General features: G+C 66.4%; 14 protein-coding genes. 3 read left to right on the forward strand and 11 right to left on the reverse strand.

Going from position 1 to position 12,440, the window contains the following annotated elements:
• Positions 1-353: 353 nt before the first annotated feature.
• Positions 354-917, reverse strand: a complete 564-nt coding sequence (locus C2I19_RS01645; protein ID WP_158253607.1) for a cysteine dioxygenase — start codon at positions 915-917, stop codon at positions 354-356.
• Between the two features lie 369 nt (positions 918-1,286).
• Positions 1,287-1,766, reverse strand: a complete 480-nt coding sequence (locus C2I19_RS01650) for an Lrp/AsnC family transcriptional regulator (RefSeq protein ID WP_103900988.1) — start codon at positions 1,764-1,766, stop codon at positions 1,287-1,289.
• A 128-nt stretch (positions 1,767-1,894) separates the two neighbouring features.
• On the opposite strand from C2I19_RS01650, the gene phhA reads away from it, so the two are divergent.
• A complete protein-coding gene (gene phhA, locus C2I19_RS01655) occupies positions 1,895-2,788 on the forward strand; it encodes a phenylalanine 4-monooxygenase (RefSeq protein ID WP_103900989.1) in 894 nt (297 codons plus the stop codon).
• Positions 2,789-2,848: 60 nt separating this feature from the next.
• On the opposite strand, the gene pcp is transcribed toward phhA, so the two are convergent.
• The 6 genes from pcp to pxpB form a co-directional block, all read right to left on the reverse strand.
• Positions 2,849-3,481: a pyroglutamyl-peptidase I gene (gene pcp, locus C2I19_RS01660; protein WP_103900990.1), complete on the reverse strand. Its 633-nt coding sequence runs from the start codon at positions 3,479-3,481 to the stop codon at positions 2,849-2,851.
• A 10-nt stretch (positions 3,482-3,491) separates the two neighbouring features.
• Positions 3,492-4,448, reverse strand: coding sequence for a DUF979 domain-containing protein (locus tag C2I19_RS01665; protein ID WP_103900991.1), 957 nt, complete (start codon positions 4,446-4,448; stop codon positions 3,492-3,494).
• Positions 4,445-5,161, reverse strand: coding sequence for a DUF969 domain-containing protein (locus C2I19_RS01670; RefSeq protein WP_103900992.1), 717 nt, complete (start codon positions 5,159-5,161; stop codon positions 4,445-4,447). Before C2I19_RS01670 ends, C2I19_RS01665 begins: the two co-directional genes overlap by 4 nt.
• 64 nt (positions 5,162-5,225) lie before the next feature.
• Positions 5,226-5,963, reverse strand: coding sequence for a 5-oxoprolinase subunit PxpA (pxpA, locus tag C2I19_RS01675; protein ID WP_103900993.1), 738 nt, complete (start codon positions 5,961-5,963; stop codon positions 5,226-5,228).
• Positions 5,953-6,882, reverse strand: coding sequence for a 5-oxoprolinase subunit C family protein (locus C2I19_RS01680; RefSeq protein ID WP_233201062.1), 930 nt, complete (start codon positions 6,880-6,882; stop codon positions 5,953-5,955). Before C2I19_RS01680 ends, pxpA begins: the two co-directional genes overlap by 11 nt.
• Positions 6,879-7,535: a 5-oxoprolinase subunit PxpB gene (pxpB, locus tag C2I19_RS01685; protein ID WP_103900994.1), complete on the reverse strand. Its 657-nt coding sequence runs from the start codon at positions 7,533-7,535 to the stop codon at positions 6,879-6,881. The genes C2I19_RS01680 and pxpB overlap by 4 nt, the downstream gene beginning before the upstream one ends.
• A gap of 141 nt (positions 7,536-7,676) precedes the next feature.
• On the opposite strand from pxpB, the gene C2I19_RS01690 reads away from it, so the two are divergent.
• Positions 7,677-8,189 carry a winged helix DNA-binding protein gene (locus C2I19_RS01690; protein ID WP_233201063.1) on the forward strand — a complete coding sequence of 171 codons (513 nt, stop codon included), beginning with the start codon at positions 7,677-7,679 and terminating at the stop codon, positions 8,187-8,189.
• A 61-nt stretch (positions 8,190-8,250) separates the two neighbouring features.
• Here C2I19_RS01690 and C2I19_RS01695 read toward each other — a convergent pair whose 3' ends face one another.
• Positions 8,251-9,081 (reverse strand): hypothetical protein, encoded by an 831-nt coding sequence (locus C2I19_RS01695; RefSeq protein ID WP_103900996.1) that lies wholly within the window; start codon positions 9,079-9,081, stop codon positions 8,251-8,253.
• A gap of 116 nt (positions 9,082-9,197) precedes the next feature.
• Between C2I19_RS01695 and C2I19_RS01700 the strand changes: the two genes are divergently transcribed.
• Positions 9,198-9,983 carry a substrate-binding periplasmic protein gene (locus C2I19_RS01700; RefSeq protein ID WP_158253608.1) on the forward strand — a complete coding sequence of 262 codons (786 nt, stop codon included), beginning with the start codon at positions 9,198-9,200 and terminating at the stop codon, positions 9,981-9,983.
• 3 nt (positions 9,984-9,986) lie between these two features.
• Here the strand turns inward: C2I19_RS01700 and C2I19_RS01705 are convergent, their stop codons facing one another.
• Together C2I19_RS01705 and C2I19_RS01710 are read right to left on the reverse strand one after the other, a co-directional pair.
• On the reverse strand, positions 9,987-11,165 hold the full coding sequence (locus C2I19_RS01705; protein ID WP_103900997.1) for a DUF1501 domain-containing protein: 1,179 nt from the start codon (positions 11,163-11,165) through the stop codon (positions 9,987-9,989).
• Positions 11,166-11,175: 10 nt separating this feature from the next.
• Positions 11,176-12,440, reverse strand: a 1,265-nt coding sequence (locus C2I19_RS01710) for a DUF1800 domain-containing protein (protein WP_103900998.1), incomplete at its 5' end; no start/stop codon positions are given.

Consider the following 12,440-nt stretch of genomic DNA (forward strand, 5'->3'; position numbering starts at 1 on the left):
GCGTTCCAGTTGGTCGTTCGATAGCGTTTTGGAGCGGGCTTGGTCATGCCACTATCTTACCAAGCTGCGGGACGGGCGGATTTGTGCAACAGCGCCCCTTCGGCCAAGCCGAGCTATGGTCGGACTCGTGGGGCGATCAGGGGCGATGGATGGTATAGGCCTTTTTGCCACCAAATGGCGCGGGTTGGTTGCGAGGCCATGCCTGCGATCTTCTTGCCGCATCAGCCCGTTAGCGTCAACGTTGTTCATGTTCGGGCAGATTTTCTTCTCTTCAAATATACCAGTCGTGTTGCCCACGCGCCGCAGGGGGCGCGGGTATGGCTTTCGGCCAACCCGCGCTACATCGCGGCCGCTCAAATGTGAAACTCCGGACAGTCCTCCTCGCGAGGCAGGAGCCGGGGGCGGGGATCGGGACTGAAGGCCTCCATCGCCCGGAGCGGCGGGGAGTACAGGTGCAGTGTGACTAACGGCCGGCCATTCGTTTGCAGATTGGCTACCTGATGGATGTCCGTGTCGGCGTTGATGGCCAGGCTGCCCACCGCCAGCTCGCGGGTTTCGCGCGGGGCGGCCAGGCCGGCTGGGGTGCGTTCGAACACGGTTTCCGTGGCCACGCCTTCCAGCACCCGGACGCCGCACAGGCTGCCCTTGTGGTTGTGGATCTTGCTGCGCTGCCCGGCTTGCCAGCATAAGAGCAGCAGCTCGCAATGCTCGTTCAGGTGGATGCGGTTGCGGCGGTACTGGTCTTCGTCGAAGAGGCGGAACGGCGCGAGTTCCGACGGGCTGAGGCGCAGCGCATGGAAGAAAAGGCGCATCTGTTCCAGGTTGAACGGTCCCGGCAGCCGGGACAGGAGGCGGATGGCGACGGCGAGGCTGGCTTCGTCCGTGCCGGGCGACGATGATGCGGCGGGGGTCTGCATGGGCTTCTCCTTGCGGGTGTCTGAGCGCGGCGCGGCTAGGGCCATGCCTGCTTATCGGCCATTTTCTGTAATATTGAATGGCTTCGTTATATTGATTTTCGTATAAGAAATTCACGCGCGGCGGCATGCCGGCGCGACTTCAAGTTAGGCAAGGAGAGAGGCGGGCGGCCTAGGCACAAGGAACGGGCGTCAGCCCGGCGGTGCAGCCAGGGCGGGCTGACTCATAGATCATGCCCGCGATCTTTTCGCCAGCGCCAACCGCCAGCCTGAATGTCGTTTCTGGACGCGGCCGCGCGTTCTCCCTTTAAACGGAGCGCGCCGCTTGGGCCATATGCCGTCAGGCCGCATGGCGCGGCCTGGCAACGGGCGTCAGCCCGGCGGCTGCAGCGGCAGCTTGGTGGTTTGCTTGATCGCGTTGAGCACGATGGTGGATTTGACGCTGCGCACCAGCGACAGCTGCATCAATTTGTTCATCACGAAGGCGGACAGGGAGGGCAGGTCCGGCACCACGATGCGCAGCAGGTAATCGGCTTCGCCGGCGGCGGCGTAGCATTCCAGCACTTCGGGCAGATTGTGGATGGATTGGGCGAAGTCCTGCAGCGCGGCTTCGTTGTGGCGTTCCAGGCTGACATTGGCGAAAGCCATCACCGACAGGCCGACATGTTCCGGATTGAGCGCCACCTGATAGCCCTGGATCACGCCGTCCTGTTCCATGCGCTGGATGCGGCGGCCGATCTGCGAGGCGGACAGCGGGATGGCTTGCGCCAGCTTCTGATGGGTGGCGCGGGCGTCCAGCTGCAGCTGCAGCAGGATCTGCATATCGAAGCGGTCTAAGTCTATTTTGCGCATAATGAGCAATTTATGACAATAAATGCGGCAAGTATGCAAAAAATACTTTTTAAAGGCAAATTTTGCGGACTTCCCGCATCCGCGCGGGGCTAAACTAGAGTAAATCTTCCAAATTCGGAGCCCCGAACATGAACGACCGCGCCGACTTTGTGGTGCCAGACATCACCACCCGCAAGAATGTCGGGCTAAGCCACGACGCCAATGACTTCACGCTGCCGCAGCCGCTAGAGCGCTACACCGCGGAAGACCACGCCACCTGGGCCACGCTGTACGCGCGGCAGAGTAAGCTGCTGCCGGGCCGCGCCTGCGAGGAGTTTTTGCAGGGCATGCGCGATCTGGAAGTGGACCATGACCGGGTGCCGGACTTCGCCAAGCTCAATGAAAAGCTGATGGCCGCCACCGGCTGGCAGATCGTCGCCGTGCCGGGCCTGATCCCGGACGACGTGTTCTTCGAGCACCTGGCCAACCGCCGCTTCCCGGTGACCTGGTGGCTGCGCGAGCCGCACCAGCTGGATTACCTGCAGGAGCCGGACGTGTTCCATGATCTGTTCGGCCATGTGCCGCTGCTGATCAATCCGGTGTTCGCGGACTATCTGGAAGCCTACGGCAAGGGCGGCATCAAGGCCAAGGAGCTGGGCGCGCTGCCGATGCTGGCGCGGCTGTACTGGTACACGGTGGAGTTCGGCCTGATCCATACGCCGGCCGGCATGCGCATCTACGGCGCCGGCATCGTGTCCAGCAAGTCCGAGTCCATCTACTGCCTGGACAGCGCCAGTCCCAATCGCGTCGGTTTCGATCTGATGCGCATCATGAATACGCGCTACCGCATCGACACCTTCCAGAAAACCTACTTCGTCATCGACAGCTTCAAGCAGCTGTTCGACGCCACGGCTCCGGATTTCGCGCCCTTGTACCGGCAGTTGGCCGACGCCGCGCCGTGGGGCGCCGGCGACCTCGCGCCGACCGACGTGGTGATCAACGAGGGAGACCGCCAGGGCTGGGCGGAGACCGACGACGTGTGAGCGAGAACGTCAAAGCCAAGCCCGCCTTGCGCAAGCCAGGCGGGCTTTGTATTGGGCGGCTCAGTGCGTCGCGCCGCCGGCGATTTTCGCGTCTTCGCGCTGGGTCAGCGCAACGTCTACCGCGATGCGCAAGGCCGCCACGCAGTCTTCCAGCCGCATGCTGGGTTGGCCGGGATGGGCGGCCGCCTGTTCCGGCAGGAAAGGGATGTGGATGAAACCGCCGCGCGCGCCGCCGTGATGCAGCAGGCCGTACATCACGTGGTTGCAGACGAAGGTGCCGGCGGTTTGCGAGACGGAGGCCGGGATGTCGGATTCGCGCAGGGCGGCGACGATGGCCTTGATCGGCAGCGTGGAAAAGTAGGCGGCCGGCCCGTTCGCGGCCACCGGCTGGTCTATCGGCTGCTTGCCGGCATTGTCGGCGATGCGGGCGTCGTCGACGTTGATCGCCACCCGTTCCACCGTGATATCGGGGCGGCCGCCGGCCTGGCCGACGGCGATGACCAAGTCGGGCCGCAAACCATCCAGGTGATGGCGCAGCTCGGACAGCGCGGCGCCGAACACGCAGGGCAGGCGGCGCGAGACGACGCGGGCGCCGGCGATGGTTTCGCCGTCCAGCAGTTTCACCGCCTCCCAGGACGGATTGACGGTCTCGCCGCCAAATGGCTCAAAGCCGGTCAGCAACACGGTTTGCATGCGTTTCTCCTCAGCGGAACATCAGCCAGTTAAGCAGAACGGCGTTCACCGCCAGCAAGGCCAGCGCGGTGGGGACCTGGGCCTTGATCACCGCGTTTTTGTCTTCCAGCTCCAGCAGGGCGGCGGGCACGATGTTGAAGTTGGCCGCCATCGGCGTCATCAGCGTGCCGCAATAGCCGGAGAACATGCCTATGGCCGCCATCACCGCCGCGTCGCCATGATGCATGCCCACCAGAAACGGTATGCCGATGCCGGCGGTCATCACCGGGAAGGCGGCGAAAGCGTTGCCCATGATCATGGTGAACAGCGCCATGCCCAGCACATAGGCCAGCACGGCCACCCAGCGGGCGTCGAGCGGAAGGTAAGTCGTGGCGACGTGGGACACGGCCTTGCCCACGCCTGCGTCCGCGAACAGCAGCCCCAGCAGCGCCAGCATCTGGGGCAGCAGCACGGCCCAGCCCATGCAGTCCAGCAGGCGGCGCGTTTCGCGCAGGCCCTGGGCCGGCGTTTCGCGCGCCAGCCAGCAGGCGGCGGCCAGCGCGGCCAGGCAGGCGATGCCGAGCGCCAGCAGGGTGGCGTTTTTCGGGTCGAACAAGGGCGCGCCGCCTATCCTGACGTCCTTGGCGCCTACGCTCAGCAGCACCGTCAGCAAGGGCACCAGCAAGGAGGGCAGAAACACCTTGCCGCCCAGTCTTTGCAGGCTGCGCTTCAGCTTGTCCGCCGCCTGCGGCGCGTGCCGGCCAGCCGCCAGCCGGCCGCAGCCGGCGATGGCCACCATGGCCAGCACCATGGCGCCGGACAGCTCCGCCGGCAGCCAGTCTCCGGCCAGGAACAGCAGGCCGAACAGGCCCCAAAACCCCGAGCTGCCGAAGCGGCGCGGATGGGCGCGGTCCGCCGCGGTGAAGGCCGCCACGGCCAGCAGCACCACGCCTGCGATCCAGTACAAGTATTCGATATGCAGAATCATGCGTTTTCTCCCTTCAGCCTGGCGGCGGGCCGGCCGTGGCGCAGCAAATTGCGCTCCAGCCGCATGAGGCGCGCGCTGTGGATCAGGAAGGCGAACAGCGCGGTGGGAATGCCCCATAGCGCGATGTGCAGCGGCTCGGTGGGGATGCCGTTTTCCTGCAGGAAGGTGTGCATCAGGATCACCGCGCCGAAGGCGACGAAGATGTCCTCGCCGAAGAACAGGCCGACATTATCGGTGGCGGCGCACATGGCGCGCAGCTTCTGCCGCTGCTCGGGGGAGGGTTCGCCGTGGCCCTGCTCCCAGGCGCCCTCAGTCATCGGCGCCAGGATGGGACGCACCATCTGCGGGTGGCCGCCCAGACCGGTCAAGCCCAGCGCGGCCGAGATTTCGCGCGCAAACAGATAGACCACCAACAGTCGGCCCACGGTGGCCTTGCGTATCTTGCGCACCAGCTCGCGCGCCTGTTCGCGCAGGCCGTGCCGTTCCATCAGGCCCACCACCGGCAGCACCAAGAGCACGATCATGGTCAGGTTGCGCGTTTTCATGAAGCCGTGGCCGAATTCGGCCAGCAGGGGCATCGGTTTGATGCCGGCGGCCAGGCCGGTGACGATGCCGGCGGCGCATACCACCAGCAGCGAGTTGAAGCGCAGCAGGAAGCCGGCGACAACCACCGCGATGCCTAGCAGCGGCCAAAGATTGACTGCTTGATCCATGGTTTCTCCTTTGTCTTGAGGGATGCGCCGCGCGGTCTGGCCGCCGGGCTGGCGCGAATGGCGGTTAATCGGCCCGGATGGCGACGCCCGCGTGTTCCAGGCGCCGGCGCAGCAGGATGGCGAAGCTCACCGCGTGCGGGCCGTCGCCATGCAGGCAGATGGTGTCGATATCCAGCGGCACGACGTCGCCGCCGACGGCGATGACGCTGCGATGGCGCACCATGCGCTCCACCTGGGCCAGCATGGCCGAATCGTCGTCCAGCAGGTCGCCGGCCTGGCCGCGCGGCACCAGGCTGCCGTCGGGGCGGTAGCCTCGGTCGGCGAAGCCCTCCTGCCGCACGGGCAGCCCTTCGGCGCGGCAGGCCTCGATGAACAGGCTGCCGGCCAGGCCCATGACGCGCAGCCGCGGGTTGAAGTCGCGGATGGCGCGGGCCAGCGTTTGCGCCAGCTCAGGCTCGCGGGCGGCCTGGTTGTACAGCGCGCCGTGCGGTTTGACATGGGCCAGCGCGCCGCCTTCGGCGCGGACGATGGCGTCCAGCGCGCCCAGTTGGTACAGCAGGCCGGCGCGGATGGAATCCATGGGCAGTTGCATTTCGCGGCGGCCGAAGCGCTCGCGGTCCGGGTAGCCGGGGTGCGCGCCGATGGCGACGCCTTTCTCTATGGCCATGCGGACAACTTGCCGCATGGTGTCGGCGTCGCCGGCGTGCCAGCCGCAGGCGATATTGGCGGAGCTGACCCAGTCCAGCAGTTCGGCGTCGTGGCCGCAGCCTTCACCCAGATCGGCGTTCAGATCAATCCTCATCGAGCAGCCTCTCTATCCTGTTCAAATACCGTTGCAGTTGCTGGTCGGCCTGGCGGGCACCTTCCAGGCTGGCCTCGACGAAATGCAGCTGGCCGCCCAGGCGGCCTTGGCCCAGCTGCCACAAGTCGGCGGCCGCCACCATGCCTATGCGCGGATAGCCGCCGGTGGCCTGGGCGTCCGCCATCAGCGCGATGGGCTGGCCGTCCGGCGGCAACTGGATCAGGCCGGGCAAGGCGCCGTGAGAAGGCATTTCCAGGGCGTCGGCCAGTTGCAGCTTGGGGCCGGACAGGCGGTAGCCCATGCGGTTGCTGCTGGGCGTGATTTGCCATGGCGCGTTCCATAGCCGCTCGCGCGAAGACTTGGTCAGCAGGGCGTACTCCGGGCCGGGATGGACGCGAATCTGATTGCCCGGCCGCGGCAGCCACACGCCGCGCCGCGGTTTGGGCGGGCGAGGTTCGCCCAGCGGCAGGCGGTCGCCGTCGCGCAGCGCGCGGCCGTCCAGACCGCCGAAGCCGGCCAGCAGGTCCGTGCTGCGGGAGTCCATGATGGGCGGCAGCGCGATGCCGCCGTCCAGCGCCAGATAGGCGCGCATGCCCAGCCGCGGCGCATGCAGGCGCAATACCTGGCCGGCGCGGAACGGCGTGCGCCAGCCCGGCCATACCGGCTGCTCGTCGAGCAGGGCCTGGCAGTCGGCGCCGGCCAGCGCCAGCATGCCGTCGCGCAGCAGGCGGAAACTGGCGGGCGGCAGCGTGATTTCCAGCGCGGCCGCGCCGGCGTCGTTGCCCACCAGCCGGTTGGCCACGGAGAGCGCCAGCGTGTCCATCGCGCCGGCGCGGCCCACGCCGAGGTGGCGCGCGCCGAAGCGGCCCAGGTCTTGCACCGTGGTCAGGGGACCGGCTTTGATCGCTTCCAGCATCATGCGGCCTCCGTGGCGATGAAACGGATGGTGTCGCCCGGCTGCAGCGCGCTGGGCGGCTGCCGGGCCGGATCGAACAGCACCAGCTCGCTGCGGCCTATGATCTGCCAGCCGCCGGGGGTGGCCGCGGGGTAAATGCCGGTCTGGCCGCCGCCTATCGCCACGGCGCCAGCCGGCACTTGCTGGCGCGGCGTGGCGCGGCGCGGGGTGGCCAGCAGCGGGTCCAGCCCGCCCAGGTAGGCGAAGCCGGGCTGAAAGCCCAGGAAAAATACGGTGTAGTCGACGGCCGCGTGGCGGGCGATGACTTGCCGCGGCGTGAGGCCGCAATGGCGCGCCACGTCTTGCAGATCCGGTCCATCCTCGCCGCCGTAGCGCACGGGGATTTCCACCACGCGGCCGGCGGACTCAAGCGGGTCCGCGTGTTGCCACAGCTTGCGCAGGCGGGCGGGCCAGCCGGATGTCTTGGCGCCGGGGCGCAGCTCCAGCGTCAGATTGTTCATGCCGGGCACGACTTCGCGGATTTCTTCGAGGAGGCGCAACTGCTCGGCCAGCCGCCAGATGCGGCGCTGCTGGTCCAGCGTGATGGGAGGCGGCAGCTCCAGGATCAAGGCCTGGGCGCCCAGCCAGTGTATAAGGGGTGAGGCGGTGGCTGACATGGCGTTGGATTGGATATGATTTAGGAATATTATATGAATTGCAGTCTAATTGAACGTAATGCTGCAATGTGAATAATTTCTCGTCAATTTGCTGTTGTAAATGACGATGAACAGCGCTTGTCGCGATGGGGGAGGAATCTGATGACTATGGCTTTGCCGAAAATCGTATCTTCGCAGCACCTGGTTTCCGAACGCAGCCCCGAGCTGTCGGAATTCGAGTTCAGCCTGACTGTGGTCAACAATGCCTTCCACCGCTGGATGGTGCGCTGCATGGCCGCCGCAGGGGAAAAGGACATGACCGCGACCGAGGTGTTGCTGGTGCATCACGTCAATCACCGCGGCCGGCAGAAGAAGCTGGCCGACATCTGTTTCGTGCTGAATATGGAAGACACCCACGTGGTGTCCTACGCCCTGAAGAAGCTGGTGAAGATGGGCTACGTGAAAAGCGAGAAGAGCGGCAAGGAAGTGCTGTTTTCCACCACGGCGGGCGGCAAGGACTTGTGCGAGCGCTACCGCCAGGTGCGCGAGCAGTGCCTGATGCCCACGCTCAGCGACGGCGGCGTCGGCAATCCGGCGATAGGCGACATCGCGCAGCTGATGCGCATGCTGGCCGGCGTGTACGACCAGGCCGCGCGCGCCGGCGCTTCATTTTAGGGAGAGCGGCGGGGCGCGCGCGTTTCGGCATCCGCGGCGGCGGAATGAGCGGCCGTGCGGCCTAAAGCACGGCCCAGACGCCGATGAGGGCGGCCAGAATCAAGACGCCGGTCAGGATCAGCGAGGTGCTTTTTTCCTTCTGCAGCGCGCGCCGCATGCTGTCCTGGGCGTTTTCCGCCAGATCCAGCTTGTACTGCAGCGCCATTCTGGCCTCGTCCTGGCCGGCCAGCATCTGCAGCATTTCCTCGCCGCCAAACTCGCGTATCGCCTCTTTGTTCCACACGCCCAGCAGCTTGCTGACCTTGTCCTTGAAATACAGCGCGTTGCGCTGAGCCGGGTCCTGCCATTCGAACTGGAAGGCCTGGCTGGCGTAGAAGGCGTGCGTCTGGGTGCGTACTTCGTCCGAGGCCTGGCCCAGGGTGAGCAGGCCCGGCGCGATGGCGAAGTCCGGGCAGACGCCCTTGGCCCAGGCGATGGCGTTGCCGAACAAATAGGTGTCGAGGCCGGTGCCCTCCAGGCCTGGGCTGCACTGCACGCCGTTCTTGGGGCCGAAGGTCACGGTTTTGCTGGGGCGGTCTACCCGCACCCAGGCCAGGTTGTATTGGGCGTGGAAGCGGCTGTCGTCGCCTTCCATGGGCAGCCAGCGCGTGCCGTCGGAGCGGGCGTAACCGCGGAACTGCAGCCGGTAGTAGTCGGACTGCGCGGTGACGGCGCGGCTGCGTTGCATGATGCCGTAGATGGGATGCTCGCCGGCATGGATGGTCAATATCGTCTCGCCGAGCGGGATGGCCTGATTGGCCAGCGAGCCTTCGGTCTCAGGGGGCGGCAGCGGAATCTCTTCCGGTGCCGCCGGAGCTTGCCCATTGTTCTTGGTTTGATTGCTTGCGGTCATCGGCTGAGCGCTCTGTGCGAGTTTCTTGGTTGGAATTGATCGGGAATAGTACGATTCTAGCGTACATTCTAGGCGAGCAGCAGGGCGCTTGCCGTTTGGATGAAAAAGGAGGATACGTGCGTTTCAAACGGTTTATCGGCCTGTGCGCGCTCGCCGCGCCGGCCTGGGCCGGCAGTTTATGCGACAGGCCCTTGAGCGTAGGCTGGGAAGAGCGGCCGCCGTATCACTACCTGGGCCGCGATGGCCAGCCTGCAGGCTACTCGGTGGAGCTGCTGAACCAGGCTGCCGCGCGGCTGGGCTGTCGCGTGGCGTATCGCCAAATGCCCTGGTCGCGCGCGCTGCAGGATCTGCGGCTGGGCAAGGTGGATGCCGCGATGCAGGCGCTGAAAACGCGGGAGCGGGAGGCGTACGCCTGTTATGTGCCCGGTTACAGCATTTCGCTGGTGCAGCTATGGGTCAGGCGCGATCATCTGGCGCAGTGGCCGGTGGAGAGGCTGGAAGACCTGGGCCGGCTGGGCTTGGTCAGGCTAGGCGTGACGCGCGGCGACAGCTATGGCGAGAGCGTGGATGGCTGGCTGCGAAAGCCGCCGCCCACCGTGCGCGTCGATACCGGCGAAACGCTGGAGAACGGGCTGCGCAAGTTGCAATTGGGCAGGATAGACTTGCTGTTGGCTACGCTGGATACGGTGCCGAATGAGCTGGCCCGCTTGCCGCAGCAACCGGCGATCGCGGCCCTGTCGCCGGTATGGCGAGTGGGGGGAGCCTTTTACGTGTTCAGCAAGCGCAGCGTGTCTCCCGGCTTGTGCCAGGCTTTCGCCGACGCGCTGCGCGACATGAAACGCGACGGCACGGTGGGCAGGCTCTACCGCAGCCGCTTCAACATCGCCTATCCCGATCCCTGAGCCTCAGGCGCGCAGCAGGGGCAGCGTTTCGAAGCGCCCGCCCAGCACATTGCGGCTGTCCTTGCCCCACCAGTCTTCCATCGCCGTGGCGTAGACCTGGCGGAAGTCTATCGCGTGCGGCAGATTGCCCTCGCTGACGCCGGCCAACTGCGGCGTCTGGCCGTACAGCCCGCCGTTGACGCGGCCGCCCAGCGCGAAGTGGACATTGGCGGTGCCGTGGTCGGTGCCGCGGTTGCCGTTTTCGCGCGGCCGGCGGCCGAACTCGGCGTAAGTCAGCGCCAGCGTGTCGTCCCAGCGGCCCAGCCGCGTCATCTCGGTTTTCAGCTGCGCCAGCCCGTCGGCCAGTTCTTCCAGCAGCCGCGCCTGCACTGGCTGCTGGTTGCCGTGGGTATCGAAGCCGGTCAGCGTGATGCGGGCGACGGCGATGTCCACGCCGCGGGCCAGGGTGTCGGTCAGCGTGCGCACCGCGACGCCGAAGCCGCCCTTGGGCTTGGGGCCGGCGGTGGGCGCCTCGCTGGCGGCGGTGCGCGGCAGCGGCGCCAGGCTGGCGGCGGCCTGGCGAATGTCGCCTTCCACTTTCAGGATGTGCTGCAGCGCCGAGCCGGCGTGGCCGGGCGGCTGGTCCGCCACCAGCTTGGCCTGGCGCGCGAAATCCTGCGGGTTGGACAGCACCACCGCGCGCGCGCCGCCGTCCAGCGGCCCCAGCACCTGGCTGGACAGCACCACGCCGTCGGCGGCGAAATGCTTCGGCGTCGGCTGCTCGCGGAACAGCCGCGTCAGCCAGCCCTCGGTCAGGAACTGCTGGCTGGCCGAGGCGGTGTCCCAGATTTCGATGGAGCGGAAATGGGACAGATTGGGCTCTGGATAGCCCACGCCTTGCAGCAGCGCCAGCTGTTTGTCCTGCCACAAGGGCATCAAGGGGGCGAGGGCGGGGTGCAGGCCGATGTCGCCATTGATCTGCAAAACCTGCTCGCGGGCGATGGCGATGCCGGGGCGCAGCCGATAGTAGTCGGCGCTGCCATAGGGGACGACGGTGTTGAGGCCGTCGTTGCCGCCCTTCAGTTCGATCAAAACCAACAAACGTTTGTAGCCGGCCGGGGCCAGCGCCCACGACAGATTGGGCAGGATGGACAGCATCAGGCCCGCGCCGGCGGCTTTCAGGAATTCTCGTCTCTTGAACATGGCGGGCTCCTCATTCCACCTGGTAGGCAGGGTCCAGCAGCAGCTGGGCGATGGCCTTGGCGCCGCTGGCGTCCGGCGGCAGGGGATTGGCTGGCGGCACGGCCAGCAGCAGGCGCGCGGCGTCGGCCGCGTTGCGGGCGCCGTAGATGGCGGCCCATTCGTCCGGCTGCAGCTTCATCGAGGCGACGCCCTTGGCGACGAAGCGGTTGATGCGCGCCTCGCGGCCGGCCATTTCGTTCATGCTGCCGTCTGCTTGGACATAGGCGTCGCGCGACGGGGCGGCGTCATGGGCGATGCGATCCAGGAACTGCTTGCGGGTGAGCAGGGTGGCGCTGTTGATCCAGGCCTCGCCGCCCGGCCAGCCCTTGACGTTGGGCGGCGCGAACACGTCCTGGCCCAGCTGGCGATTGAGGCCGGCGATCACCCGCCAGTCCGGCGGATTGAGATCGAAAGTCACCAGGGTGCCCACGGTCAGCTCCACCGGCGATTTCACCAGCAGGCCCTGGCTGCGCCAGAATTGCGGCGTCAACAGCAGCGCGCGCATCAGGGGCTTGATCTGGTAGTGGTCGCGGCGAAAGTCAGCCGCCAGCTTGTTGATCATGGCCGCGTCAGGCATGGGCGATACAAAATTGCGCCACAGCTTGTTGGTGATGAAGACGGCGGTTTGCGGCTGTTGCAGCAGCAGGTCTATCACGTCGTCGCCGTCGAAGTTGCCGCGTTGGCCGAAGATCGTTTTCTCGCCGGCGTCGCGCAGCCGCGGCCGGACGATGAACTGGTCGTCGCGGTCCAGCCCCCAGCCGGTGAAAGCGCGCGCCGCCTCGCGGATGTCCTGCTCGCTGTAATGGCCTTCGCCCAGTGTGAACAGCTCCATCACTTCGCGCGCGAAGTTCTCGTTGGGCTGGTCTTTGCGGTTATTGGCGGTGTCGAGATAGCGCATCATCGCCGGATCGCGCGCCACCGCGTGCAGCAGTTGGCCGAAATCGCCCAGCGCGTAGTGGCGCAGCAGCAGGTTCTGCTGGTACATCATCTGCGGCGAGCGCACCTTGTCCAGCGCGGACACGAAGTGGTTGTGCCAGAACAGGGTCATCTTTTCGGTCAGCGGCGAGGGCGTGTCGCGCATCTCGTTCAGCCACCAGCTGCGCAGTTCCACCGCGTGCTGGTTGCGCTCCTGCTGCAGCGCTTTTTTCTGATCTTCCGTCAGGCCGGGTTGGCCGGGGCGCTCGAAGGGCTCGTTGGCCCAGCCTGGCGGCAGGGTGACGGCCTGGGTGCGGACGC

This window comes from Chromobacterium alticapitis (genome assembly GCF_002924365.1).
In the GTDB taxonomy this organism is placed as follows: Bacteria; Pseudomonadota; Gammaproteobacteria; order Burkholderiales; family Chromobacteriaceae; genus Chromobacterium; species Chromobacterium alticapitis.

Excerpts from the sequence above, each read along its gene's own strand:
- pcp (WP_103900990.1), bottom strand. The coding sequence starts at position 3,481 with ATGCAAACCGTGTTGCTGACCGGCTTTGAGCCATTTGGCGGCGAGACC.
- C2I19_RS01670 (WP_103900992.1), bottom strand. The coding sequence starts at position 5,161 with ATGGATCAAGCAGTCAATCTTTGGCCGCTGCTAGGCATCGCGGTGGTT.
- pxpA (WP_103900993.1), bottom strand. The coding sequence starts at position 5,963 with ATGAGGATTGATCTGAACGCCGATCTGGGTGAAGGCTGCGGCCACGAC.
- pxpB (WP_103900994.1), bottom strand. The coding sequence starts at position 7,535 with ATGTCAGCCACCGCCTCACCCCTTATACACTGGCTGGGCGCCCAGGCC.
- C2I19_RS01690 (WP_233201063.1), top strand. The coding sequence starts at position 7,677 with ATGACTATGGCTTTGCCGAAAATCGTATCTTCGCAGCACCTGGTTTCC.
- phhA (WP_103900989.1), top strand. The coding sequence starts at position 1,895 with ATGAACGACCGCGCCGACTTTGTGGTGCCAGACATCACCACCCGCAAG.
- C2I19_RS01695 (WP_103900996.1), bottom strand. The coding sequence starts at position 9,081 with ATGACCGCAAGCAATCAAACCAAGAACAATGGGCAAGCTCCGGCGGCA.
- C2I19_RS01645 (WP_158253607.1), bottom strand. The coding sequence starts at position 917 with ATGCAGACCCCCGCCGCATCATCGTCGCCCGGCACGGACGAAGCCAGC.
- C2I19_RS01680 (WP_233201062.1), bottom strand. The coding sequence starts at position 6,882 with ATGATGCTGGAAGCGATCAAAGCCGGTCCCCTGACCACGGTGCAAGAC.
- C2I19_RS01705 (WP_103900997.1), bottom strand. The coding sequence starts at position 11,165 with ATGTTCAAGAGACGAGAATTCCTGAAAGCCGCCGGCGCGGGCCTGATG.
- C2I19_RS01650 (WP_103900988.1), bottom strand. The coding sequence starts at position 1,766 with ATGCGCAAAATAGACTTAGACCGCTTCGATATGCAGATCCTGCTGCAG.
- C2I19_RS01665 (WP_103900991.1), bottom strand. The coding sequence starts at position 4,448 with ATGATTCTGCATATCGAATACTTGTACTGGATCGCAGGCGTGGTGCTG.